The sequence below is a fragment of the Streptomyces sp. AA4 genome (genome assembly GCF_000158875.1).
In the GTDB taxonomy this organism is placed as follows: Bacteria; Actinomycetota; Actinomycetes; order Mycobacteriales; family Pseudonocardiaceae; genus Amycolatopsis.
The window spans coordinates 7377945-7401345 of the sequence record NZ_GG657746.1 but is presented as its reverse complement, the minus strand read 5'-3'; the positions used below and the strand labels follow the sequence as shown (position 1 = coordinate 7401345).

At 69.3% G+C, this 23401-nt stretch carries 24 protein-coding genes; 12 read left to right on the top strand and 12 right to left on the bottom strand.

Going from position 1 to position 23401, the window contains the following annotated elements; all coding sequences use genetic code 11:
- Positions 1-57: 57 nt before the first annotated feature.
- Both SSMG_RS33645 and SSMG_RS33640 read left to right on the top strand, forming a co-directional pair.
- Positions 58-375, top strand: a complete 318-nt coding sequence (locus tag SSMG_RS33645; RefSeq protein ID WP_009083517.1) for a hypothetical protein — start codon at positions 58-60, stop codon at positions 373-375.
- The gene (locus tag SSMG_RS33640) at positions 372-1103 is read left to right on the top strand and encodes an SDR family NAD(P)-dependent oxidoreductase (protein ID WP_234392779.1); all 732 of its coding nucleotides are present in this window, start codon (positions 372-374) and stop codon (positions 1101-1103) included. Before SSMG_RS33645 ends, SSMG_RS33640 begins: the two co-directional genes overlap by 4 nt.
- Here the strand turns inward: SSMG_RS33640 and SSMG_RS33635 are convergent.
- Genes SSMG_RS33635 through SSMG_RS33625 form a run of 3 tightly spaced genes read right to left on the bottom strand, consistent with a single transcriptional unit; the run spans position 1100 to position 3807 of the window.
- Complete coding sequence (locus tag SSMG_RS33635) at positions 1100-1870, bottom strand: alpha/beta fold hydrolase (RefSeq protein WP_009083513.1); 771 nt, start codon at positions 1868-1870, stop codon at positions 1100-1102. The two genes, SSMG_RS33640 and SSMG_RS33635, sit on opposite strands and share 4 nt — an antisense overlap.
- A gap of 11 nt (positions 1871-1881) precedes the next feature.
- Complete coding sequence (locus SSMG_RS33630) at positions 1882-2973, bottom strand: NADH:flavin oxidoreductase/NADH oxidase (protein ID WP_009083512.1); 1092 nt, start codon at positions 2971-2973, stop codon at positions 1882-1884.
- 45 nt (positions 2974-3018) lie between these two features.
- Entirely contained in the window at positions 3019-3807 is a 789-nt protein-coding gene (locus SSMG_RS33625) for an IclR family transcriptional regulator (RefSeq protein WP_037715708.1), read from the bottom strand.
- 56 nt (positions 3808-3863) lie between these two features.
- Here SSMG_RS33625 and SSMG_RS33620 point away from each other — a divergent pair, with 56 nt between their 5' ends.
- Positions 3864-4790: a polysaccharide deacetylase gene (locus tag SSMG_RS33620; protein WP_009083510.1), complete on the top strand. Its 927-nt coding sequence runs from the start codon at positions 3864-3866 to the stop codon at positions 4788-4790.
- Here SSMG_RS33620 and SSMG_RS33615 read toward each other — a convergent pair.
- Complete coding sequence (locus tag SSMG_RS33615; protein ID WP_009083509.1) at positions 4731-5903, bottom strand: MFS transporter; 1173 nt, start codon at positions 5901-5903, stop codon at positions 4731-4733. The two genes, SSMG_RS33620 and SSMG_RS33615, sit on opposite strands and share 60 nt — an antisense overlap.
- Positions 5904-5926: 23 nt before the next feature.
- Positions 5927-6493 carry a TetR/AcrR family transcriptional regulator gene (locus SSMG_RS33610; protein WP_037715704.1) on the bottom strand — a complete coding sequence of 189 codons (567 nt, stop codon included), beginning with the start codon at positions 6491-6493 and terminating at the stop codon, positions 5927-5929.
- 96 nt (positions 6494-6589) lie between these two features.
- Here SSMG_RS33610 and SSMG_RS33605 point away from each other — a divergent pair, with 96 nt between their 5' ends.
- The 3 genes from SSMG_RS33605 to SSMG_RS33595 all read left to right on the top strand — a co-directional run bounded on the left by SSMG_RS33605 (position 6590) and on the right by SSMG_RS33595 (position 9794).
- The gene (locus SSMG_RS33605; RefSeq protein WP_009083506.1) at positions 6590-7738 is read left to right on the top strand and encodes an NAD(P)/FAD-dependent oxidoreductase; all 1149 of its coding nucleotides are present in this window, start codon (positions 6590-6592) and stop codon (positions 7736-7738) included.
- A 65-nt stretch (positions 7739-7803) separates the two neighbouring features.
- Entirely contained in the window at positions 7804-9135 is a 1332-nt protein-coding gene (locus SSMG_RS33600) for a sensor histidine kinase (protein WP_199841107.1), read from the top strand.
- Between the two features lie 11 nt (positions 9136-9146).
- Positions 9147-9794 (top strand): response regulator transcription factor, encoded by a 648-nt coding sequence (locus SSMG_RS33595; RefSeq protein ID WP_009083503.1) that lies wholly within the window; start codon positions 9147-9149, stop codon positions 9792-9794.
- Between the two features lie 38 nt (positions 9795-9832).
- Here the strand turns inward: SSMG_RS33595 and SSMG_RS33590 are convergent, their stop codons facing one another.
- A complete protein-coding gene (locus tag SSMG_RS33590; RefSeq protein ID WP_009083502.1) occupies positions 9833-11521 on the bottom strand; it encodes a 2-isopropylmalate synthase in 1689 nt (562 codons plus the stop codon).
- A 202-nt stretch (positions 11522-11723) separates the two neighbouring features.
- Here SSMG_RS33590 and SSMG_RS33585 point away from each other — a divergent pair, with 202 nt between their 5' ends.
- The gene (locus SSMG_RS33585; protein ID WP_009083500.1) at positions 11724-12653 is read left to right on the top strand and encodes a LysR family transcriptional regulator; all 930 of its coding nucleotides are present in this window, start codon (positions 11724-11726) and stop codon (positions 12651-12653) included.
- Here the strand turns inward: SSMG_RS33585 and SSMG_RS33580 are convergent, their stop codons facing one another.
- From SSMG_RS33580 to SSMG_RS33560, 5 genes are all read right to left on the bottom strand, one after another.
- Positions 12654-13367, bottom strand: coding sequence for a GNAT family N-acetyltransferase (locus SSMG_RS33580; protein ID WP_009083498.1), 714 nt, complete (start codon positions 13365-13367; stop codon positions 12654-12656).
- A gap of 6 nt (positions 13368-13373) precedes the next feature.
- Positions 13374-14105 (bottom strand): DUF2786 domain-containing protein, encoded by a 732-nt coding sequence (locus SSMG_RS33575; RefSeq protein ID WP_009083497.1) that lies wholly within the window; start codon positions 14103-14105, stop codon positions 13374-13376.
- A 509-nt stretch (positions 14106-14614) separates the two neighbouring features.
- Positions 14615-15166 carry a TetR/AcrR family transcriptional regulator gene (locus SSMG_RS33570; RefSeq protein WP_286156993.1) on the bottom strand — a complete coding sequence of 184 codons (552 nt, stop codon included), beginning with the start codon at positions 15164-15166 and terminating at the stop codon, positions 14615-14617.
- A 14-nt stretch (positions 15167-15180) separates the two neighbouring features.
- Positions 15181-15966, bottom strand: a complete 786-nt coding sequence (locus tag SSMG_RS33565; RefSeq protein ID WP_009083494.1) for an SGNH/GDSL hydrolase family protein — start codon at positions 15964-15966, stop codon at positions 15181-15183.
- Positions 15967-16064: 98 nt separating this feature from the next.
- Positions 16065-17213, bottom strand: a complete 1149-nt coding sequence (locus tag SSMG_RS33560; protein WP_009083486.1) for an FAD-dependent monooxygenase — start codon at positions 17211-17213, stop codon at positions 16065-16067.
- 145 nt (positions 17214-17358) lie between these two features.
- Here SSMG_RS33560 and SSMG_RS33555 point away from each other — a divergent pair, with 145 nt between their 5' ends.
- From SSMG_RS33555 to SSMG_RS33545, 3 genes are all read left to right on the top strand, one after another.
- The gene (locus SSMG_RS33555) at positions 17359-17679 is read left to right on the top strand and encodes a helix-turn-helix transcriptional regulator (RefSeq protein ID WP_037715700.1); all 321 of its coding nucleotides are present in this window, start codon (positions 17359-17361) and stop codon (positions 17677-17679) included.
- 360 nt (positions 17680-18039) lie between these two features.
- Positions 18040-18909 carry a YwqG family protein gene (locus SSMG_RS33550; RefSeq protein WP_037715696.1) on the top strand — a complete coding sequence of 290 codons (870 nt, stop codon included), beginning with the start codon at positions 18040-18042 and terminating at the stop codon, positions 18907-18909.
- 25 nt (positions 18910-18934) lie between these two features.
- A complete protein-coding gene (locus tag SSMG_RS33545; RefSeq protein WP_037715694.1) occupies positions 18935-19843 on the top strand; it encodes an NAD(P)-dependent oxidoreductase in 909 nt (302 codons plus the stop codon).
- Here the strand turns inward: SSMG_RS33545 and SSMG_RS33540 are convergent.
- Positions 19840-21312, bottom strand: a complete 1473-nt coding sequence (locus tag SSMG_RS33540; RefSeq protein WP_037715692.1) for a helix-turn-helix domain-containing protein — start codon at positions 21310-21312, stop codon at positions 19840-19842. The genes SSMG_RS33545 and SSMG_RS33540 overlap by 4 nt on opposite strands.
- A 106-nt stretch (positions 21313-21418) precedes the next feature.
- Between SSMG_RS33540 and adh the strand changes: the two genes are divergently transcribed.
- On the top strand, positions 21419-22942 hold the full coding sequence (adh, locus tag SSMG_RS33535; protein WP_009083477.1) for an aldehyde dehydrogenase: 1524 nt from the start codon (positions 21419-21421) through the stop codon (positions 22940-22942).
- Positions 22942-23313, top strand: a complete 372-nt coding sequence (locus SSMG_RS33530) for a DUF779 domain-containing protein (protein WP_009083475.1) — start codon at positions 22942-22944, stop codon at positions 23311-23313. Before adh ends, SSMG_RS33530 begins: the two co-directional genes overlap by 1 nt.
- Positions 23314-23401 lie beyond the last annotated feature (88 nt).

Below are 23401 nucleotides of genomic sequence, written 5' to 3'. Positions count from 1 at the left end.
CGCCGAATAGCGAATCGGTCTTGGACGTCCAGCCGATCCGAGGGCAAAACTTGAAGCATGATCACGCACACGATGATTGTTTCGTTCGACCAGCCGCTCCCCGATGGCGAGCTGGATCAGTACCTCAGCGATATCAAACAGGCGATGCTGGCGACCGGGTTCGCGGAGTCGGTCGAAACCCGGCGGCACCTGCCGATCCCGGGCGAGGACGCTATTCCGGCGCTGATCGCGACCGCGATCATCCAGGTCACCGTCGCCGACCTCGACACGTTGGCCAAGAGCTTCGCCGCGCCCGAACTGCACGAGCTGATCGACCGGTGGCAGGCGCGGCATTCGTACCGGGTGGCCTGGGCGAACCACGAGTCGCTGTCGTGAACCAGCGACGCGGGCTCGTCACCGGGGCGGGCAGCGGGATCGGCCGGGCGGCGGCGATCGAGTTCGCGCGCACCGGAGCGGCGGTGGGCGTGCTGGACATCGACGAGGCCGCCGCGGTGGAGACGGTCGAGCTGATCAAGAAGGACGGCGGGGAGGCGCTGGCCGTCCAGGTCGACATCGGCGACGAGTCTTCGGTACAGGCCGCGATCAAGCAGACGGTCGAGGCGTACGGCGGACTCGACTTCGCGGTCAACAACGCCGGGGTGTCGTCCCGCCAACGCGTCGACCAGCTGACCCTCGCCGAGTTCGAACGCGTCGTGCAGGTGAATCTGTCCGGGACTTTCCTGTGCCTGAAGTACGAACTGCCGCACCTCCACGGTGGCGCGATCGTGAACGTCGCGTCCAACGGCGGGTTGTACGCGATCCCGAACGCGCCGGCGTACGTCGCGACGAAGCACGGGATTGTCGGCCTGACCAAGGTCGCGGCGGTGGACTACGCGGCGGACGGCATCCGCGTCAACGCGGTGTGCCCGGGGCCGACGCGGACGCCGGGGTTCGACCAGTGGGCCGGTGACCCCGGCATGATCGCCCGGCAGGAGGCGATCACTCCGCTCGGCAGGCTGGCGACGCCGGAAGAAGCCGCCGCGGCCATGGTCTGGCTTTGCTCGGACGCCGCGTCGTACGTCACCGGGACGACGCTGTCGGTCGATGGCGGACGGCGGGCCTAAAGCTCGCTGGCCAGGAGTTTCGCAGTCTCCGCAGGGGATTCGACGGGGAAGTGGTGGCTGCCGAGGTCGACCAGTTCGATCCGGATCCGGTCGCCGTAGCGGTCTATCGCCTCCTGGGCGATGATCGAGCGCACGGCGTACAACACGACCGGCTGGGCGACTTCGCGCAGCGCCGCGTCGAGGTCCCAGCGCGCCAGACCTTCGAGCGAGTGCAGACCCGCTGGCTGACGTACCGAGGCCATCTTCTCGGTATATCTGTCCACCAAGGACGGATCGGTGCCTTCCGGCGAGCCGCCCTCGACCATGCCGCGCATCGCGCCGGCGAAGTCTTCCCGGAACGGCCGCAGCAACGCTTGGACGTCCTCCTCGCTCTGCGCGGGGAACAAGTTCAGGTAGTGCAACGCGTCGAGCGCGATCACCTGGGTGACCGTGTCCGGGAGCAGCCGGGCGGTCTCGACCGCGACCGCTCCGCCGAGCGAATGCCCGGCCACGACAGTGGATTCGACCGCTTCGGCGGCCAGCACGGCGGCCACGTCGCGGGCGAATTCCTCGATGGTCCACGTGTCGCGGTCCGACCGGGAGTCGCCGTGCTCGGCGAGGTCGACGGCCAGCACACGGACGTCGGGCGGAAGGTGTTCGACGATCGGGTCGAAGTCGCCGCGGTCACAGCCCCAGCCGTGGATGAGCGTCAAGGCGGTCCCGTCGGCGGGACCGGTTGCGGTGTAATGGATTTGCGTGCCGTCCGGGCGGCGGGTTTCGCGGTTCACGCGACTGCTCCTCAGAAAGCGCGGTGGTAGCGGACGGGCCAGGCCTCTTGGGGCTGGTTTCGCAGGGCGAGGTACGGGTCGCGCAGCAGCGAGCGGCCCATCAGGACGGCGTCGGCCTTGCCCCAGCGGATGATCTGGCCCGCCGCCGCCAGATCGGTGATCTGGCCGACCGGCGCGACGGCCAGCCCGGACGATTCCTTGAGCGCGGCGGCGAATTCGACGTTCACGCCTTCCTGGTTCGGCGGCCGCGCTCCGCGATCGCGCACGAGCACGCCGGAGGTGACGTCGAGAAGGTCGATCCCGACGGCCGCCAGTTCCTTGGCGAACTCCGCGGCGTCGTCGAGCGCGATGCTGCCCTCGACCCAGTCGGTGGCGGTGATGCGGACGAACACCGGCTTGTCCTCGGGGAACGCCTCCCGCACGGCGCGGGCGACGCGCAGCGGGAAGCGCATCCGGTTCTGCGCGCTTCCGCCGTACTGGTCGGTGCGGCGATTGGACAGCGGGGACAGGAACTGGTGCAGCAGATAGCCGTGCGAGGCATGGATTTCGACGGCTTGGTAACCGGCCAGCTCGGCCATCCGGGTCGCGTGCGCGAAGTCCTCGACGACCTGGTCCAGGTCGGCCGCGGTGGCCGGGCGGGGCATCGCCAGGTCCCCGAACGGGATCGCCGACGGCGCGATCAGCTCCCAGCCGCCGGCGGAGACCGGCACCGGGCCGTTCTGTCCGGCGCCGACCCACGGGACCTGGTGCGATCCCTTGCGGCCGACGGCGTTCAGTTGCACCGCGGGCACCGCGCCGTGGCCGGATACGAACGAGGTCAGCTTCCGGTGCGCGAGCGCCTGTTCCTCGTTCCAGAGCCCGAGATCGGCGGCGGTGCACCGGTTGTCCGGGCTGATCGCGGTGGCCTCGACCATGACCAGTCCGACGCCGCCGATCGCGCGGGGGCCGTAGTGCGCCAGGTGCCATTCGGTCGGCAGCCCGTCCGGACCGGCCGCGTACTGCGCCATCGGGGACATCCAGACGCGATTGCGGAAGGTGACGTCGCGCAAGCGCAACGGGGTGGTTTCGGGGAACTCCGCGCGGGAGGCGCTGAACTCGCTCATGCCACAGTACGGTACGCCTCATTCCGCACTGCGGCACACTCCGTCTCAGTCTTCGGCGAGCAAGCGGCTGACCTCGGCCGCCGCGGCCACGACCAGCGGCGCGAAGGTCTTCTCTTGCGAGCGGGTGTAGCGCGTGTCGGGAATGGCGAGGGTGATCGTCGCCACCGGGCGTCCAGCCTGGTCGGTGATGGCCGCCCCGATCGACGACACTTGCGGGCGGAACCACGATGAGGATCCGTTGAGCGCGTAACCCCGCTTCGCGGTCAGCGCGATGTCGCGGCGGAGCGCGACGAAATCCGGCTGCTGCGCGAACTCCGGAAGTTCGTGGGTGAACAACTCTTCGATCTCGGCTTCGTCGAGCAGCGCCATGATCGCCGTACCGCCGGACGTAGCCAGCAGCGGAACCCGCGTGCCCACGTCGAGCACGACTCGCACGATCTGGTCGGTGTGCTGGCTGGCGACGACGACGAGGCTGTCGCCGTCGCGTTCGGCCAGCATGACGGTCTCGTTCGTCTCGGCGGCGAGCCGCTTGATAACCGGCTCGGCGACCTCCTTGAGGTCCGGCTTTCCGCAGTCGCGCAACCCGAGCGCCAGCACCCTCGGCGCGACCCCCCAGCGTGCGCGTTCCTCGTCCACGACCTTCAGCCATCCGGCCTGCTGAAGCGTGATCAGGCCGCGCTGCACGGTGCTCTTCGGGATTTCCGTGCATCGCGCCAGCTCCGAGACGCCGATCGGCTGTCGCTGGGCGACTTCCTCGAACACTCGCAGCGTGCTGAGGACACTGTTCATCGTCCGGACCCCGCTGGACCGCTTGTCGGCCTCTTCGTCGTGCATGTGCCTCATCGTGGCACAGCGATACGATGAAGCCTCGCGTCGCAGGGGGAGGAATCATGACCGAACCGTGGCAGTGGAGCGAGCAGACCTGGCGCGGCCATGTCGATCGCGTACGCGCCGGGCGGCCGTTGCGGCCGGAGTCCTGGCCGGGCGGGGCGCGGGTGGCCGTGGCGTTGTCGTTCGATTCCGACCACGAGACGATCTCGCTGCGCGACGGCCACGTGTTGCCGGGCAAGCTCTCGCAAGGCGAGTACGGCGCACGGGTCGGCGTGCCGCGAGTGTTGAAGCTGCTTGAGCGGTTCGGGGCGCCGTCGACGTTCTTCATGCCCGCGGTGTCGGCGTTGCTGCACGACGGCGAGGCACAGTCCTATGTGGACGCTGGGCACGAGGTCGCGCTGCACGGCTGGATCCACGAGAGCAACGCGCAACTGCCTCCCTCGGCGGAACGCGACCTCGCCTTCCGGGCGGCGGACACGCTGGAACGGCTCACCGGCACGCGTCCGGTCGGCATCCGCACCCCGTCGTGGGACTTCTCCGAAAGCTCGCTGGCGATCATCCGAGAACTCGGCTTGGCCTACGACTCCTCGTTGATGGCGGACAACGACTGCTACGAAATCCTCGCCGACGGCGAACCGACCGGCATGGTCGAGCTTCCGGTGGAATGGATCCGCGACGACGCGCCGTATTTCACGATGAACCGCCACGGCTCGCAGCGCCCGTACACCCCGCCGCGGGAAGTGCTGCCGATCTGGCGCGACGAGTTCGACCTCGCCCTGGCCGAGGGCGGCCTCTTCCAGCTCACCATGCATCCGCACCTCATCGGACATCGTTCTCGTATCACGATTCTCGCCGAGTTGCTGGAGCACATCGCCTCGCACGACGGGGTTTGGTTCGCTACGCACGCGCAGGTCGTCGATTATGTGTCATCGCCGATGGACGACAGCCACGCCGATGCCGACGACCGCGGCCAAAGCTCCAGCTAGAACGAACGTCGTCCCCATTCCGACGGCGTCGATCACCGGCTGCGCGATCAGCGGCGACGAGAACTGTCCGAGGAACAACGCGGACGTCAGCAGCCCCAGCGACCGGGTTCGGGCGCCTGGCGACGCGGTCGAAACCAGCCAGCCGTTGAGGGTCGGGTTCTGCAGCCCGATGCCCAGTCCGACCACGACCATGCCCACTGCGGCGGTCCACAGCGCACCGGCGGTGCCGAGCACGATCAGTCCCACGGTGAACGCGGCGAACATCGCGATGGCCAGCGCCGGGAAGGACCAGCGGGCGCGCAGCCGGCGGAAGTTCAGTCCCACCAGGGTCATCACCAGGTTGACCGCCGCGATCAAGGCTCCCGCGACGGCCGGTCCCGCGCCGCCGACCTCGGCCAGCCAGAACGGGGCCTGCGTCGGAACGGTGTAGAAGACGACGACACCGATGAAGACCAGCGCGTACAGCCCGAGCAGCCGCGGTTGCCACGGCGACGCGGCGGTGGTGTCCGTCGGGTCGGCCGGCTGGACGGGTGCGTCCGGCACGAAGCGCAGGACGAGCGCCAGCATCGGAATCGCCAGCAGGTAGATCGCGAACGGTCCCCGCCAGTCCACCGCCGCCAGCACCCCGCCGAGCAGCAGCGCGACGACGCCGCCGAAACCCATTGCCGCGCCTTGCAAACCGAGCACTCGGCCGTGTTCCTCGGGGGCGTGGTGGTCGGCGATCAACGCGGTCGACGTGGTCATGATCCCGGCGATGCCGATCCCGAGCACGGCCCGTCCGACGAGCAGCGCGGGGAGTGAATCCAGCAGCAGGCCGGATCCGCCGCCGACGGTGTAGAGGGCGAGGCAGGCGAGCAGCACCGGCACGCGTCCGGTCCGTCCGCTCAGTTTGGCGAGCAACGGCGCGGACACCATGATCGCCAGCCCGGGCAGGGTGAGCACCAGCCGGACGAGAAGCTCCGCGTGCGGTTCGGCGGCGAAATGCCGTTCCATGCCCGGCAAGGCGGGCGTGATCGTGGCGCTGGCCATGATGGTCATGGTGCTGACGCCGAGCAGCGTCGCCAGCAGGGATCGCGGTGGGCGCCGTACTGCGGCGTCAGTCGTTTCGGTCACGACGCCGAAAGTAAGACCTCAAGTTAACTCGAAGTCAAGGCCGAGACGGCGTGCTGGAACTGATCGGCGGTGGGCGCGGAATCCGGTGCGGCGAGCCAGATCAGGGACGCGCCGTTGAGCACCGCGTGGTACAGCTGTGCCAGACCGTCCACTTCGGACGGCGAGAGCTGCGGGTGAACGGCGCCGAGGATCTTGGCGAGGGCATCGGTGCTTTGCCGCATCGCCGGGGCCATCGTCGTTTGCGGATCGCCGGTGCGGACAAGGCGCGTGAGGTGTTCCAGCGACGTCAGCAGGTGGGGCTGCACTGAGGCGAACGCCTCGGGCAGTCGTCCGCAGAACTCGGCGAAGGTCCGGCCCGGGTCGGCTCCGGCCGGGGTCTCGCGGAGGGTGTTCTCGATCCAGGCGCCCAGTGCGTCGCCGATGGCTTCGGTGGCGGCTTGCGCGAGCAGCGCGTCTTTCGTCCCGAAGTGGTAGCCGATCGCGGCCAGGCTGACGCCGGCTTCGGACGCGATGTCGCGCGCGGTTGTGCTCAGGCCTCGTTCGCGCAAGCAGACGCGAGCGGCTTCCAGAAGATCCTCACGGTTACCCACGGCAGCCACCTTACCCCGGTGTCTCAGACGAGGTCTTGCACAGCGTATCGCACAACGTCTTGCACAATGTACTAATCCGGCGCTACCGTCGGACCAGTGAAAACACCAAGGATCGTGATCAGCGGAGGCGGGATCGCTGGCAACGCACTCGGGGTCGCGCTGGGCCGTCGGGGGATCAGCGCCACCGTGCTCGAACGCGCGGACGGGCCGCGGATCGGCGGCCACACGGTGGACCTGCGCGGGCACAGCCAGGAGGTGCTTCGCGAATGGGGGTTGCTCGACGACGTGCTCGCGGTGCGGGTGGCAGAGGAGCGGATGGTCGCGGTCGGCCGGGACGGACGCGAGCTGTGGCGGATGCCCGCGCAGGTCGGCGGGATCGTTGCCGACGTCGAGATCGGTCGCGAGGATTTGAACGCGGTACTGGAGAAGGCGTCCGCGGCGGACGTCCACTATGGAGAACACCTGGTGCACGCCGAGGTCGGCGCCGCTGGTGTGCGGGTCGAGACCAACTGCGGCGGACGGATCGACGCGGATCTCTTGGTGATCGCCGAGGGCACCCGGTCGTCCACTAGGGCGCGGTTGTTTCCCGCGGCCGAGGCGCAGTACCTGGGCGGCTATCTTGCCTTCGTCGCGGTGCCGTACCCGCGCGAATTCGGCTCGGACATGCGGATGTTCGCCGTCGGCGGCGGGGTGATGGTGGCCATCCGGCCAGGCCGCGTCGGTGGCCAAGCGTTGCTCGCGGTACGAACACCGCGTCGCGAAGACCTTGTCCGAGACGGTGCGGCGCAGCGGAAGTTCCTCGCGGACAGCATCGAACAGGCCGGGATCGCGGACGATTGGCACCTGCCGTCCGTGCTCGACGCGATCGCGCACGACCCCGGTTTTTACTGCGACGAGCTGGTGAAGGTCACCGCTCCGGCGTGGTCCGCTGGGAGAGCCGTGCTGCTCGGCGATACGGCGTGGGCAGGCTCGCCGATGACCGGGCTCGGCACCGCGATGGCGATCATGGGCGCAGAGGCGTTGGCGGAGGCGATCGAGGCAGGCGACCTCGGCGGTTACGAAACCCGGATGCGCCGGTTCGTCCGCTGGGGACAGCGCGACGCGAGCCAGGCGACGCTCAAGCAGTGGGCTCCGAGCACGGCGAGACAGGCGCGGCGGAACGCGATGGTGATGGGGATGTTCACGCGTACGCCGTTGCGCCGCTTGCTCACTCGGGCGGGCAACCTGCCGCCGTGGTATGCCTAGCCCCACCTCGGAGACTACGGGCAAGCTGATCGAAACCGGACAACCCGCTGGCTAATCTGGATCACGTGGCTACCGTCTCTGCGACCGCGAAACCGCGCACAATGCTGGATGCCTTGGCGCATCGGACATTCCTGATTTCCTCCTGGCCGTGGCGAGCGCTGCTCTACGGCCTCAGCACCGGCCCGATGACGCTGCTGTTCGGTCTGCCGTTCGGGTTCTGCCTGTTGCCGCTCGCGGTGCTGGTCAGCCGAGTCGTGCACGGGCAGACTTCGGAACTGGGGCTGGTCGCGGTGTTCTCGGTGTTCGGGATGCTGGTGTTCCTGAGCGCGGGTCCGGCGTGGGCGGCGGTGGTGGCCGGGGTCGAACGGCAGCGGTTGCGCATGGTCGACCTCAACCCGGTGACTGTCCCCTTTGGACCAATCCGTGAGGTGGGCTGGTGGCCCCGGATGCGGGCGCGGTACACGGAACCGGCGTCGTGGCGCGAACTCGGATACGCGGTTCTGCTGTGCACTGCGATTCCGGCGCTGTACTCGGTGGCTGGCATGGTCGCGTTCTTCGCCGTGATTCTGGTGGCAAGTCCGCTGCTCGTCGGTCCGAATGAGACGATTTCCGTTGGCTTCACTGAGGTTTCCACTCCCGGAGGGGCGGTGCCGTACGCGCTGGCCGGGGTGGTGCTGCTCGTTGTTTCGGGCTACCTGTTGTCCGGATTCGCTGGCCTGCATGCGATGCTGGCCCGTGCGCTGCTCACCGACGGAGCCGCCGAGAAGCTTCGCGGCGAGCTCACCGAGGTGTCGCAATCTCGCACCCGGCTGCTGTCGGCGTTCGACGCGGAACGCAAGCGCATCGAACGCGATCTGCACGACGGTGCGCAGCAGCGGCTGGTCGGGCTGAGCCTGCAGTTGGGGCTCGCGAAGGTGGATCTGCCGCCGGATTCGGAGGCGGCGAGAGCGGTGTCGGACGCGCATGATCAGGCCAAGAAGCTGATGATCGAGCTGCGTGAGCTGATCAACGGAATCCATCCGCGGGCGCTGGCCGAACTCGGTTTGCCCGCCGCGCTGGAGGAACTCGCCGATGCTTGCGCGGTGCCGGTCACGGTGGACGTGGCGGTGCCGGAGCGGTTGCCGGAGTCCGTGGAATCCACTGCCTACTTCGTGGTCGCCGAGTCGCTGACGAACGTCGCGAAGCATTCCGCGGCCAGCTGTGCCTCGGTGACCGCCGGAATTGTCGGTCGGATGCTTACCCTTGAGGTGTGGGATAACGGAGCCGGCGGTGCTGATCCTTCGCGCGGCACGGGGATCACCGGGTTGAGCGACCGGGTTGCCGTGCTGGGCGGGCGGATGTGGGTGCGCAGTCCGGTCGGCGGGCCGACGGTCGTGCGAGTGGAGCTGCCGTGCTGAGGGGAGAGCCGATGCGAGTCGTCCTCGCCGAAGACGAGGTGCTGCTGCGCGAGGGATTGTGCGGGTTGCTGGAACGGTTCGGCTTCGAGGTTGTCGCCGCGGTCGGTGATGCCGAGGGTCTGCACGCGGCCGTGCGCGAGCACGATCCAGACCTGGTGCTCACCGACATCCGGATGCCGCCCGGCCATTCGGACGAGGGCCTGCGCGCCGCGGTCGAACTGCGGCGCACGCGGCCGGAGCTGGCGGTGGTGGTGTTGAGTCAATACGTCGAACACCACCACGCGGCCGACCTGCTCGACTCCGCCGAGGGCCGCGGGGTCGGTTACCTGCTCAAGGACCGGGTAGTCGACGTCGAGGACTTCATCGGGACGCTGCGCCAGGTCGTCGACGGCGGCACAGCGGTGGATCCGCAGGTGGTGCGCCAACTGCTGCGCCGCCGGGCCGACCCGCTCGCCCGCTTGTCGGCGCGGGAACGGGAAGTGTTGTCGCTGATCGCCGAGGGGCACTCCAACGCGTCGATTGCCCGGCGCTTGGTGGTGTCGGACGCCGCGGTGGGCAAACACGTCGGCAGCATCCTCTCGAAACTCGACTTGCCGCCGACGGACGACGCGAACCGCCGGGTGTTGGCGGTGCTGGCGTTTCTTCGGGGTAGCGGCTGAGGCGGTGCGAGCGCAGGGCACGCTCGCACCGCCGTGGCTCAGGCCGCGTTCACCACCGCGGTCAGGCTGGCCGCGAGTACCGAACGATCGCGTCCAGCTGTCCACTGTGTACCGCCGTCGGTCCGGTATTCCAGCAGCGTCAACGCTTCGCTGTCATTCCCGGACCCGATGCTCGTCTGGTGCAGGGCCACGATGTCCACCTTCCGCCCGTGTTCGCTGAGCGCCGCGGTGAGGGCTTCGACCGGTCCGGTTCCGGTGTGGGTGCTCGGATGCTCGATTCCGTCGACGCACAGCGTGATGCTGGTGTGCTCGTCGGCCGAATTTTCGAAGCGGGACAACGTGATTGCCGGATTCGGCTGGAGGTAGGCGGCCTCGAAGAGCTGCCACAGTTCGGTCGCGGTCACCTCGTGGCCCGAACCGTCAGTGTGCTCTTGGACGCGGCGCGCGAAATCGATCTGCAGTCGGCGCGGCAGCGTGATGCCGTACTCGCTTTCCAGCAGATACGCGATTCCGCCCTTGCCGGACTGCGAGTTGACCCGGATGACGGCGGCGTAGTCGCGGCCGAGGTCGGCGGGGTCGATCGGCAGGTACGGGACGCGCCAGTCCAGGTCGCGGGCTGGCACGCCGGTTTCCGCGGCGCGGGCGTGGTGTTCGGCGAAGCCCTTCTTGATCGCGTCCTGGTGGGTGCCGCTGAACGCGGTGTGCACGAGGTCGCCGACGTACGGATGCCGGGCGTGGACCTCGATCCGGTTGCAGTACTCGACGGTGCGGCGGATCTCGTCGATGTCCGAGAAGTCGATCATCGGGTCGACGCCCTGTGCGTGCAGATTCAGCGCGAGCGTCGCCAGGTCGACGTTCCCGGTGCGTTCGCCGTTGCCGAAAATGCAGCCCTCGACGCGTTCGGCCCCGGCCAGCACGGCGAGTTCGGCGCAGGCGACACCGGTGCCGCGGTCGTTGTGCGGGTGCACGGACAGGATCACCGAATCGCGGCGCGCGACGTTGCGGTGCATGTACTCGATCTGGTCGGCGTACACATTGGGCGTCGCGATCTCGACCGTCGCGGGCAGGTTCAGGATCACCGGACGGTCCGGGCTCGCCTGCCACGTCTCGGTGACCGCGTCGCAGATCTCCAGCACGTAGTCGGGTTCGGTGAGGTTGAAGACCTCGGGCGAGAACTCGAAGCGGACGTTCGGCAGGTCGCCGGTCGCGCGCAGAACGTCGCGGGCGCCAGTGAGGATCAGTTCTTTCAGTGACGCCCGATCGTGGCCGAGAACCACCGTGCGCCAGGTCGGCGCGGTGGCGGTGTACAGGTGGATCACGACGTCGTTGCGGATGCCGCGAACGGACTCCACGGTGCGCTCGATCAGGTCCCGCCGCGCCGGTGTGAACACGACGATGGTGACGTCTTCCGGGGCCAGGTCGGTTTCCGCGAGCAGCCGGACGAAGTCGTAGTCGGTCTGCGACGCCGACGGGTAGCCGACCTCGATTTCCTTGTACCCCATGCCGATCAGCAGCTCGAAGAACCGGCGTTTGCGCGCCGGGTCCATCGGTTCGGCCAGCGCCTGGTTGCCGTCGCGCAGGTCGACCGGCACCCAGAGCGGGGCCTGGGTGATCCGGTTGCCGGGCCAGGCCCGGTCGGTGTTGGGGACGTCGACGCGCTGGTAGACGTCGCGGTAGCGGTGCGACGGCATGCGGGAGGCTCGCTGCCGGTTCCAAACGGTGTTCATGTGCGGTCCTTCAGGTGGTCGGAATCGACCGGCGCGCGTGCTCGCCCCACGGCGGGGGGCCGGTCCGGTCAGGCCCCGCCGTGGCGGCGAAGGAGAAGGAAGCGCGTGAACATCGAGAGGGAGCGTAGCACAACTCCTCAGACAAGTAGCGGGGTTAGCGCAAGGGTCCGCGCCCGGCGGCGCGAGCGCTTAGGATTGGCCCGTGGAGCTGGAATTCGTGCGGACCTTCGTCGCGGTCGTGGACGGAGGGCAGTTCCAGGAAGCGGCCGCGGAGCTGGGGATCACGCAGCAGGCTGTGTCCAAACGCGTCGGTGCGCTGGAACGCGAGCTAGGCGTGCAGTTGTTCACCCGAACCGCGCGCGGGGCTCGGTTGAGCAGCGACGGCGAGGCGTTTCTGCCGCACGCGCGGGTGCTCCTCGACGCGGAGAAACGCGCGCTCGCCGCGGTGCGTCCGGAGAAGCGCCCGCTGCGGGTGGACGTGCTGAACCGGCGGACCAGGTCGGCGCAGCTGGCGCTGAGCTTCCACCGGGCGTTCCCCGAGGTGGAGCTGGAGGTCGTGACCACCGGCGCGGAGCTGAGTTTCGACGCCGCCGTCGCCGCGGTCGCGTCCGGTTCGGTCGACGCGGCGTTCCGCGGAGTGCGGAAACGCGACCTGCCCGGCGGCGTGACCAGCGGAGTGGTGGACTACGACGCGCACGAGCTGCTGGTCGGCCCGCGGCATCCGTTCGCGGACCTGCCGTCGGTGCCGATCGCGAAACTGGCCGGCCACCGGATCTGGATGCCGGGGCTGTCGGCGAACATGGAATGGGGCGCGTACTACGCGGAGCTGGCCGAGGCGTTCGACCTGGACATCGACGTGTCCGGCCCGGTCTTCGGCAACGAGACGATGCTCGACGAACTGGCGACCTCGCCGGACCTGTCGACCTTCGTCGGCGCCGGCTCGCGGTACTTCTGGCCGGACGAGTACGACCTCCGCCGGGTGCTGGTGGTCGACCCGACGCCGGTGTACCCGATGTCGCTGCTGTGGCGACGCGAACCCGCGCATCCGGACGTGCGGAAACTGCGCGATTACCTGGTGACCGGGCTGGAGCCGGGCGACGGGGTCTGGCTGCCCAGCTGGGAGCAGGCCTAGTCAGAGCGGGTGTTCGTACCAGACGTTCGGCTCGACGTAGACGCCCAGATCCTGTTCCGTCGACGCCAGCACTGGCGCGATTCCGCCGGGCACGACGGTGTGGCCGTCGTTGAGCCGGACACCGGTCCACTGCTGCCATTGCGCGAGCGTGCCGGTGACGGTCATCGCGAACGGCGCGACCTTCCGGAACTCCGCGCCCAGCCGCTCGTGACTGCGCAGCCACGGATCGGTGCCCCGGGCCAGGTAGTCCACAATGGACTCCAGGGGTGGCTTGCCGGTCGGCCGCACCGGCACGACCAGCCGGTTGAGCCCAGCCCGGCGTGCCCGGTTCTTCAGCTCCGCCAGCGCTTGCGCGGCAACACCTTGTCCGCGCGCGGATTCCGTGACGTACACCTCCAGCGCGACAAGCGTGGTGGGTTCCCGTCCGTCGAGATGGTCTTCGGCCGCCCAGACGAGAGCGCCGTCCCAGCCGTGGTCAGGCAGTTCGGGCCGTTCCGGGGCCGGGAAGGCGACCGGAATCGCCGCCGCCCGCGCTACCGGAACGCCGTCGTCGAGCAGGACCACGAAGAACTCGGGCCAGTGCGCGGCGATCCGCTGCGAGCTGGCCAGCCCGGCAGTGAGCCCTCGGCCGAGGAACTCCCCGCCGACGAATCCCAGCTGGAGCGCGGGAACTCGCAGCTCCGGCCGGGTGACCAGGTCTTCGATGCGCAGCACGGACGTTCACCGCACCGGAAGCGCGGACCTCCGGCGGCCGAGCGCCGCGGGGTCGAGATTCGCCCGCGTCCCGGCCCGGTGCCCCTCCCGGTACCCCGAGCCGGACAACCGGCGCGGCGCCGCCGAGCGCAGGTCGCCGTACTCGCGGTCGAAAGCCTGCTGCACCAACGCGGTCCGGTCCCGCACCACCAGCTCCGCCGACTTCCCGCCGGCGACATCGGAATACGTCCGCGCGGCGTTCTCCTCGGCCGCGCTCAATCGTTCGTGCACCGCGCGCGCGAACCCGTGCAGCCACGTCCGCCGGTACGCGGCGAGCGATTCGCGGAAGACCCGTTCCTCCGGCCGCACCCGCGTGAGCTGCGTGCTCGCCTGCAGCAGCAGACTGGTGAACAGCAGCTCGACCCGCGCGAGGTCGGTGCGGAAACCGAACACGGTGACCTCTTCGACCCCTTGGCCGACTCGGTGCAGCAAGGTCCGGCAGCGCAACGGGTACGCGATGCTGGTGAGCAGGCTGGCTTTGTCGCGGCTGTACGGATTGAAGATCGGCAGCTTCAGCACGGTGATGTCGTCGCCGCTTTGCCCGGACGCGGCCAGCATCGCGTTGTCGATCCCGTGCCGCGCGATCAGTTGCGCCGCTTTGGTGTTGTACAGCTCGGCTTCGGCGGGCGTGACGGCCGGGTCCTCGGCCTTGGCCAGCAGCTTCCGCACGCGCTCCAGCAACGTGTCGTGGTCGGGCATGACCCCCCTCTCCAGCAGGCGCGGCCCGTGCGGACCGGCATGGGGTGCACGGTAGGCGTGGGGTACGACAATATTCGATCAGATGTTCGGGAGTGACACTGGGCGCCCGGTTCGTCGCAGCCGCCGGAGCGGGGACGGCTGCGGGGCTGGTCGTGGCCGGGAACACGTGGTGCGCAACGAATTCGGTTATCGCCCGCGCCGGACCGGGCAGGCGCACCCCGGTCGCCGAGGGTGCCGTGGTGGAGCGCTGCTCCGGGAAACGGAATAGTCCGGCTGCGACCGCCAGCAGAGCCGCGGCACGCACCGAAACTACCGCGCTGACCAGCGGTTCCCCCTTCCGTGCCGCGACCTCGGCAGGCCGGGTGCCGCCAGCGTTTGCCCGCCGCTGCGGCGAAAGGAGGATTCCGCGGAGGGGAGCGAGCGGTTACCTTCGGTTTCGAATGGTCATCCATTCCCGATGTTCGGCGGAGAGCCAGGGGTGGGGAGGATTCCGGGCTCTCCGCTGAGCTTCACCCCAGATACGCGTCGAGCGTCACCGCCAGCGCCGATTCCGGCGAAGGCGCGAAGCTGGCTCCGGCGAGGCCACCCCACAGCCACAGCTGCGCGAGACCGTGCAACGCGGCCCACAGTGACGCTGCGACCAGCCGAGGGTCCGTACCCGGACGCAGTCGGTCGTCGTCCGCTTCGGCGCGGTCGAGACGCACTAGCTCGGCGAAGGTGTCGAAGACGGCACTGCTGGCTGCGACCAACCCTGGTTCCTCCGGGTCGATGAGATCGCGACGGAACATCAGCTCGAACATGGCGGGGTTCGCCACCGCGAAGTCGACGTACGCGTGACAGGCGGCCGTGACGCGCTCGCGCGGGGTGCCGTCGGGCAACTGTGCGCCGCGATGGAGCAGCTGTGTGAAGCCAAGCGTCGCTACGGCCGACAGCAGCTCCGCGCGTCCCGAGAAGTGGCGAAGCGGCGCACCGTGCGATACGCCTGCTGCCTTCGCGATCCCGCGCAGCGTCACGGCCTCGACGCCGGAGCCGACAAGCAGATCCGCCGCGGTGCGGATCAACCGCTGTCGCGCGCTCATACCTGAGCTTCGGAGAAGGCCACCGGCAGCAGCTCCGGACGCTTCGGCAGGAAGCCGTCGCCCGGGGACCGGCCGGTGAGGCGGTTGCGCAGCCGCGTGATGCCCACCGGCAGCACTTCCTGCCACAGCCAGCGCAGGTCAGCGAGCGCGCTGCCAGGGGCCGGAGCGCCGGGAAGCGGCTGCAGCCAGCTGCCGTCGTGCGCGACGCCGAGCCGGTCGAGCACGTGGCCGGCGACGCGCAGGTGCCCGGCCTGCGACAGGTGCAGCCGGTCGGGCCCGAAGTAACGCGAGTCGTGGGCGGCCTGGTCCGGCCAGAGGTCGACGAGCTTCGCGCCGTAACTGACCGAAGCCTCGCGGATAGCGTCGTTGAGCGCGGTGACCCGCGGCCGCATCCGCCCGCCCATCGGCATGCGATGCGCGATGTCGCTCAAGGTGAACGTGACGACAGTCGGGGCGATCTGGGTGCACTGCCGGATCGCGGTGTCCACGCGACGCGCGACCGTGCGAGCGTCCCAGCCGCGGCTCATCACGTCGTTGCCGCCGCCGAACAACGCGATCAAGTCCGGCTCGTGCCGTTCGGCGGCGGGCAACTGCTCCGCGGCGATCTGGTCGAGCCGCCGCCCGCGAACGGCCAGATTGGCGTACCGGAAAGAGGTTTCGTCGCGCGCGAGCCGCCCGGCGACGTAGTCCGCCCAGCCGCGGTACCGGCTGTGATCCGGGTAGGGATCGTCCAGCCCTTCAGCGCAGCTGTCGCCGACGGCGACGAACGTGTGGAAACCCATTCCGCTCTCCGTAACCCCTGGTTCATCTTGTAGACACTGTCTATCAAAGTATGTAGACGGTGTCTACCCGAGGGGTCGCGGGTGCTCTTGCCGACCGCTCACGTCCGGCTGTTCTGCTTGGCGGGCAAGGTGTTCCGGGTGCGGGTGACGAAACCCACGGCCCGGCCGACGGTATTGCGCAGCGCCAGCCCGTGCGGAGTTCGCGGCACGAGCAGCCTGCCGACGAGGTTGACCCGTCGATGCCTCGGGTCCACCTGCCGCCGGTGTTTCGCCTCGTAGGCCTGGAAGGCTCGCGCATGGTCACCGGGATGCTCGGCGAGCGCTTCGGCCAGGGTGTGGGCGCCGGTCATCGCCATGCTTGACCCGTCGCCGAGCAGGGCTACCGCGGAGGCTGCGTCGCCGAGCAAGGCCACGCGGCCGTGCGACCACTTGTCCATCCGCACGTTGGCGAGCGGATCGAAGAAGGGGGCGGGGTGGTTCTGGTACGCCTCGACCAGTTCCGGGCCTCGCCAGCCGATTCCCGCGTACGCCTCGGTCACCATTCGCTTGTGGAGCGCGGTGTCGTGACGGTCGTAGCCGGGCACTGGCCCGCCGCGGAAGGTGAACATCGCGAGTGGCTTTCCCCGGGACGGATGGAGGGCGAGCATTCGGCCGGGCGCGGTCAGCATCACCGCCACCGAGGGGTCGTCGAGTGCGCCGGGCGCTATTGGCACCGTCGCGCTGTACATGCCCATGCCGGTCGTGAACTGCTCCGCCGGTCCGAAAACCAGGCGGCGCACTGGGGAATGGATGCCGTCCGTGCCGATGAGCAGGTCGAAGCGGCGCGGCGGGGACCGGCGGAAAGTGACGTCCACCCCGGATCGGTCCTGCTGGAGGTCGGTGATCGTGTCGTCGAAGAGGAACTCCGCGTCGTCGCGCGCTGCCCGGTGGAGCACCGCGGACAGGTCGGAGCGGGTTACCTCGACCGCCTGCGGGGAAGCCGTGGGGACCCGGAGAAGCTGCCGCCCGTCCGGATCGAGGAGCGAGAGGGCGCTCGAGCTGGTGGCGACTTCGCGCAACTGCGTGAGGACGCCCATGCTCCTGGCGACCGTCAGCGCCGGTTCCTTGACGACGACGGCGCTGCCGCCGGACCTCAGCTCTTTGGCCTGCTCGACGACCGTCGGCCGATAGCCGTGCCGGGCCAGCCAGTAGGCGAGAGCGGGGCCGGCGATGCCGGCACCGTGGATCAGGACGCGCGAAAGCGCCATGGCTGCCACCTTTCGAAGAGGGAAGCGACGAGCACCGCAAGCGGGCGTCGAGCCCGGCTGCACCCTCAGGTACGTATCTCGTCGTACCTGCAGTGAAGCATGGCCGTGAGGTACGATGCAAGACGTACTTGAAAGAGGTGAGGCGATGACCGAGTCCGGTCCGGCCGAGGACGACGCCGGGTGCGCCGATCTGGGCACGGTGTTCCGCGCGCTCGCCGACGAGCACCGCCGCACCGTGATCGCGGAGCTGGCGGCGGACGGCAGCGACCGCGAGCGCACCTGCAACTCGTTCGATCTCCCGGTGTCCAAGCAGACGCAGACGCACCACTTCCGGGTTTTGCGCGAGGCGGGGCTGATCCACGAGATCAATTACGGCAACCGGAAGGGAATCCGGTTGCGCCGGGCGGAAATCAACCGCCGGCTCCCCGGCCTGCTCGACCTGCTGACCGCGGAGCGCCGCGCCTGAGCGAGCCTGGTGAGGGGCGGTCGGTTTCGGCTGGAAAGGACTGCGGGACTCGGTGCGCGGCAGGGCTCGCCGCATGATCGGCGAGGTCGTGAAAGAGCAGTCGCGCAGCGATCTGCGAGGTGCTGCTCTGGAAGCTCGAAGGGGCGAGTACGAAATCCGCCGCACTCTGACCCGGACCGGAACCAGCCTTCTCGGGATGGTCAAGCACCTGTCGCTCTGGGAATCCCGGTGCCTCGGCGAGGTTTCCGACCGCGGCACGGCCGGTGGGCCACCGAGCGCGCGGCCGCCGCCAAGCCGGATCCCGACCTCCAGCCATAGCGGTGATCAAGTTTTGTCGGTGCCTTGCGCCACTATGGCGGAGTGACGGCATGGAGAGATCGACTCAGCACACTCGCTCAAGACCGGCTTCCCGCTGAGGCGGCGGCGAAATGGATCGAGCTGTTCCAACCCGGGATCCGGCTCGCCGCCAAGGGCACCGGGCCGCGCGTGGGGCAGCTCGGCGGAAACCCGGCGCTGCCGGACGCGGCGGAATGGCCGGTCTGGGAGGACCGAGGGCCGCTTGCCTTCGTCGCGGCGGTGGATTGCGCGTCGCTGCCGCGCGAGTTCGTGACCATCCCGCTGCCGGACGCGGGCACGCTGTTGTTCTTCTGCTTCGACGAACGCTGCGCGCCCGAGGACTACGAACACCACCTGCCCGACGATGCCGACGGCTACCGAGTGCTCTTCGTGCCCGCGGGCGCCCCGGTCGCCGAACGAACGCCTCCGTCCGGCCTCGACCCATATCCGCGCCGGGACGTTTTCGCGGAGATCGTGGCCACCGCTCCGGAGCGAGAGCACCTCCTGCTGGACCGCACCGCGGTCGCGAGCGGAATGTCCCTGGCCGAAGCGGTCAAGGACGTCCTCGGTCCTTGGCGGGCCGGCACCGATGTGTTCGGCGAGATGACTTGGGAAGTCAGCCAGGGCACGCCACGCCATCAGGTCGGCGGCCTCGCCGCGCCAGTCCAGGGCGCGGTGGAGAAGCAGATCGCGGCGGCGGTGCTGGAGGGTGGATGGGACGATCCGCGGCTCAAGGAGGAAGCGGCCCGCTGGGTGCTGCTCGCCCAGTTCGACAGCGACGAGGAAACCGACCTGATGTGGGGCGACGTCGGGATGCTGTACTGGCTCATCCGGCTCGACGATCTGCAAGCGGGCCGGTTCGACGCGGCCCGCTGCCTGATGCAGTGCGGCTGACGACAAGCCCGAAATGGATGCAACCATGAAGATCTTGGTGGTCGGCGGCAGCGGCCTGCTCGGCCAGCACGTGCTCGACGAGCTGCGGAAACGCGGTCACGAGACCACGGCGGTCGCGCGTACCGCACGTGTGGGAGTCGACCGGACGCTCGACGTCTCGAGTGCTTCGCACGCCGAGCTGCGCGAAGCACTCGACGGACACGACGGTGTCGTCTTCGCGGGCGGCATGGACGACCGTGCGGTCGGGCGGGGGCCGGTGGAGCCTCGGTTGCGCGCGGGCAACGTCGCGCCTGTCGCCGCGCTGTTGCGCGCGGCGCGCGAAGCCGGTTGTACGCGCGCGGCGGTGCTCGGGTCGTACTACACGTACTTCGACCGCGTACGACCTGAATGGGGGTTGGCCGCGAAGCATCCGTACGTGCGGAGTCGGCTGGAGCAGGCCCGCGTCGCGCGTGAGACGGCGGGGTCGGGGTTGCCGGTGGCGGTGATCGAGGTGCCGTTTGTCTTTGGTGTCGCAGAGGATCGGGTGCCGCAGTGGTCGGTGCCGATCGTGAAGTGGGTCCGTTCGAACTCGCCGCTCTTCGCGCCTCAGGGCGGGACTGCGGCGACGAGTGCGCGCGGGGTTGGTGTCGCGACGGTGGATGCGCTGGAGCAAGCATCGGGCGCTGATATTCCGGTGGCGGAGGAAAATCTGCAGTGGACGGACATGTTCGCTCGGCTGGCCACTGCAGCGGGACATCCGCGCCGGGTGCGGGCGATGCCGTCCTGGCCGGTGCGCGGGGCGTTCAAGCTCGGCGGGTTCCTCAACGGCCTGAGCGGCAAGCAGCCGGGGCTGACGGTGCAGCACATGGACGGACTGCTGTTGCGGGAGTTGTATCTGGAGCTGAATTATCCCGCTCCGGTCGATGCCGCGCTCCTGGAGACGGCCCGCGCTTAACCCAGCCGGGCGCGGTGAGTCCGCACCGCTGCCAGCCGTGGATCCGACGGTGACAGCACCGCGGACAGCGCGTCCAGAATCGCCAGATCGTCCGCGCCGCAGGAGGTTTCCCAGAACGCCCACAACGTATCCGCGTCCCGGCTGTTCAACGCCAGCTGCCGGACCTGCGCGCTGATCGACTCGCGTTCCTCCAGGATCGCGGGCGATTCCGACTCCGCGAGCAGCGGACCCTGGAACGACCGGACCGCCGCCGCGGCGTCTCCGGCGCGCAGGGCGGCTTTGGTGCGCAGGAAATCCGCGTCCACGGTGGCCGCGAGGCGGTACGGGCGCGTCTGCAACACCCCGGTGCCGAGCTGGGTGCGCAACCGGTGGATTTCGGCGCGCACGGTCACCGGGTTGCCCGCCTCGCCGTACAGTTGCAAGGCCAGCTTCTCCGCCGACAAACCGCGCGGATGCAGGGCGAGCAGGGTCAGCAATTCGGCGTGCCGCAAGGTAAAGGGAATGTCTCGACCGTCCACAGTGGTCGATCCGGGGCCATCGGTGAGGTATTCGAGCGTCAATCGGCGGCGGGGCGCGGAACCGGACGTGGCGATCCGCAGCAGGTAGCCCTCGTCGAGCGGGTCGACGGTGGCGACCCGGCCGTCCGGCAGCGTCACGGTGCCGCCGCCTTTCCGTACCTCCACAGTGGACGGAAGGGTGCACGCTTCGGCGGCCAGCACCCGTCCGCCCGCCGAGAGGAGCGCGCCGGGACGGCCGCGCAACGACGCCAGGTGCGGCATGTTCGCCCGCCGCACCTTCTCGTCGCGGACCGCCAGCTGAGCCCGCAGCCGTCCCTCGGCGAGCTGTGCCGTCGCGGTGACCAGCGACAACATCGCCGGATGCACTGTCCGCAGCGGACCGCTGACGTCGATCGAGCCGAGCAGCGCGCCGGTGTCCGGATCGCGTACGGGAGCCGCCGCGCAGGTCCACGTGTGATAGCGGCGGACGAGGTGTTCGGCGGAGTAGATCTGCACCGGCTTCCCCGTGGCGAGCGTGGTGCCCATCGCGTTCGTGCCGATCGCCTCTTCGCTCCACCGGGTGCCCTCGGTGAGCGCGACCTGGTCCGCGCGCAGCAGCACGCCGGTCGCGCCTTCGCGCCAGAGGATGAGCCCGTTCGCGTCGGTCACGATCATCATGTGCTCGGCGTCGTCGGCGATGCTCACCAGCATCTCGCGCAACAGCGGAAGCACCGGGGCCAGCGGATGCTCCGCGCGCAGGTCGGTGAGCTCGTCCGCCTCGCAGATCAGCGGGGCCTCGCCGGCGTCCGGGTCGACGTGCGCGGCCAGCGAGCGCTCCCACGACGCCGACACCACCGAGCGCGGCGAACGCGGCGCGGTGGCCCCGGACAGCACCGCCTCGCGGACGTGCCGGAGCAGCTGCGCGTACGACTCCGGGTCGCGCAGCAGGTCGGGTTCGGGCGGCTCTGCCACGTGGACGAGAGTAGAGACCCTGGTCACAAGGCTGCAACGTCGGCGCAACGTTGCCCGGCCTACGGTCGCCGCCGACCGTCACCGACCAGCAACGAGGCAGGGCAAGATGGCCGTATACGCCGCACCGAACACCGACGGCTCCGTCGTCGACTACGAGACCCGCTACGACCACTACATCGGCGGCGAATACGTCGCGCCGGCCGGCGGGCAGTACTTCGAGAACCCGACGCCGGTGACCGGGAAGACCTTCACCGAGATCGCCCGCGGGACGGCGGCCGACATCGACCGGGCGCTCGACGCGGCCGAGGGCGCCGCGCCCGCGTGGGGCCGCACCTCGCCCGAGGAGCGCGCGAACATCCTGCTCAAGATCGCCGACCGGATGGAGCAGAACCTCGAGAAGATCGCGGTCGCCGAGTCCTGGGAGAACGGCAAGCCGGTCCGCGAGACCCTCGCCGCGGACATCCCGCTCGCGATCGACCACTTCCGCTACTTCGCCGGTGCCCTGCGCGCCCAGGAGGGCGGCATCTCGCAGATCGACGACAACACGGTCGCCTACCACTTCCACGAGCCGCTCGGCGTCGTCGGCCAGATCATCCCGTGGAACTTTCCGCTGCTGATGGCGGTCTGGAAGCTCGCCCCGGCGCTGGCCGCGGGCAACGCGATCGTGCTCAAGCCCGCCGAACAGACCCCGGCGTCGATCCACCTGCTGCTGTCGATCATCGGCGACCTGATCCCGCCGGGCGTGCTCAACATCGTCAACGGCTTCGGCGTCGAAGCGGGCAAACCGCTCGCGTCGAGCAACCGCGTGCGCAAGGTCGCGTTCACCGGCGAGACCACGACCGGGCGGCTGATCCTGCAGTACGCCAGCGAAAACATCATCCCGGTGACCGTCGAGCTGGGCGGCAAGAGCCCGAACATCTTCTTCGACGACGTCGCCGCGGCCAACGACGCGTTCTACGACAAGGCGCAGGAGGGCTTCGCGCTCTTCGCGCTGAACCAGGGCGAAGTCTGCACCTGCCCGTCGCGCGCGCTGATCCAGTCCGGCATCTACGACCGGTTCCTCGGCGACGCGGTCGAGCGCGTCAAGAAGATCAAGCAGGGCAACCCGCTCGACACCGAGACGATGATCGGCGCGCAGGCCTCGAACGACCAGCTCGAGAAAATCCTGTCCTACATCGACATCGGCAAGCAGGAGGGCGCGAAGGTCCTCACCGGCGGCGAGCAGTCCGACCTCGGCGGCGACCTCTCCGGCGGCTACTACGTGCAGCCGACCGTCTTCGAGGGCGACAACAAGATGCGCATCTTCCAGGAGGAGATCTTCGGCCCGGTGGTGTCGGTGGCGAAGTTCGACGACTACGACGACGCGCTGAAGATCGCCAACGACACCCTGTACGGCCTCGGCGCCGGCGTCTGGTCTCGCGACGGCAACACCGCCTACCGCGCGGGCCGCGACATCCAGGCCGGTCGCGTGTGGGTGAACAACTACCACGCCTACCCGGCGCACGCGGCTTTCGGCGGCTACAAGGCGTCCGGCATCGGCCGCGAGAACCACAAGATGATGCTGGACCACTACCAGCAGACGAAGAACATGCTGGTCTCCTACTCCGACCAGGCGCTGGGCTTCTTCTGATGGGCGAACGGGTCGCCCTGACGCCGGCCGCCGCGGACCTCCTGCGGCGGCTGGTGCCAGTCCACGGACCGGTGATGTTCCACCAGTCCGGCGGATGCTGCGACGGCAGCGCTCCGATGTGCTACCCGGTCGGCGAGTTCCGGGTCGGGTCCCGCGACGTGCATCTGGGCGACCTGACGGTAGACGGCATCGACGCGGTGCCGGTGTGGATGTCCGGGCCGCAGTTCGAGTACTGGAAGCACACTCATCTGACTATTGATGTGGTGCCGGGGCGGGGGAGTGGGTTCTCGCTGGAGGCGCCGGAAGGGGTGCGGTTCCTGATCCGGTCCCGGTTGTTCAGCGACGAGGAATCGGCCGAGCTGAACGGCTGATCGCGGTGCCCGGTGCGCGTGTCCCGCGCACCGGGCGCCTGCTCTCCGGCTTCCCGGACCCGGCCAAATTGTCAGGGTCGCTTGCTAG

Bases quoted from the DNA above. Each gene is read 5' to 3' on its own strand.
- SSMG_RS33645 (WP_009083517.1), top strand. From the start codon at position 58: ATGATCACGCACACGATGATTGTTTCGTTCGACCAGCCGCTCCCCGAT.
- SSMG_RS33630 (WP_009083512.1), bottom strand. From the start codon at position 2,973: ATGAGCGAGTTCAGCGCCTCCCGCGCGGAGTTCCCCGAAACCACCCCG.
- SSMG_RS33625 (WP_037715708.1), bottom strand. From the start codon at position 3,807: ATGCACGACGAAGAGGCCGACAAGCGGTCCAGCGGGGTCCGGACGATG.
- SSMG_RS33620 (WP_009083510.1), top strand. From the start codon at position 3,864: ATGACCGAACCGTGGCAGTGGAGCGAGCAGACCTGGCGCGGCCATGTC.
- SSMG_RS33595 (WP_009083503.1), top strand. From the start codon at position 9,147: ATGCGAGTCGTCCTCGCCGAAGACGAGGTGCTGCTGCGCGAGGGATTG.
- SSMG_RS33590 (WP_009083502.1), bottom strand. From the start codon at position 11,521: ATGAACACCGTTTGGAACCGGCAGCGAGCCTCCCGCATGCCGTCGCAC.
- SSMG_RS33575 (WP_009083497.1), bottom strand. From the start codon at position 14,105: ATGCCCGACCACGACACGTTGCTGGAGCGCGTGCGGAAGCTGCTGGCC.
- SSMG_RS33565 (WP_009083494.1), bottom strand. From the start codon at position 15,966: ATGGGTTTCCACACGTTCGTCGCCGTCGGCGACAGCTGCGCTGAAGGG.
- SSMG_RS33560 (WP_009083486.1), bottom strand. From the start codon at position 17,213: ATGGCGCTTTCGCGCGTCCTGATCCACGGTGCCGGCATCGCCGGCCCC.
- SSMG_RS33555 (WP_037715700.1), top strand. From the start codon at position 17,359: ATGACCGAGTCCGGTCCGGCCGAGGACGACGCCGGGTGCGCCGATCTG.
- SSMG_RS33545 (WP_037715694.1), top strand. From the start codon at position 18,935: ATGAAGATCTTGGTGGTCGGCGGCAGCGGCCTGCTCGGCCAGCACGTG.
- adh (WP_009083477.1), top strand. From the start codon at position 21,419: ATGGCCGTATACGCCGCACCGAACACCGACGGCTCCGTCGTCGACTAC.
- SSMG_RS33530 (WP_009083475.1), top strand. From the start codon at position 22,942: ATGGGCGAACGGGTCGCCCTGACGCCGGCCGCCGCGGACCTCCTGCGG.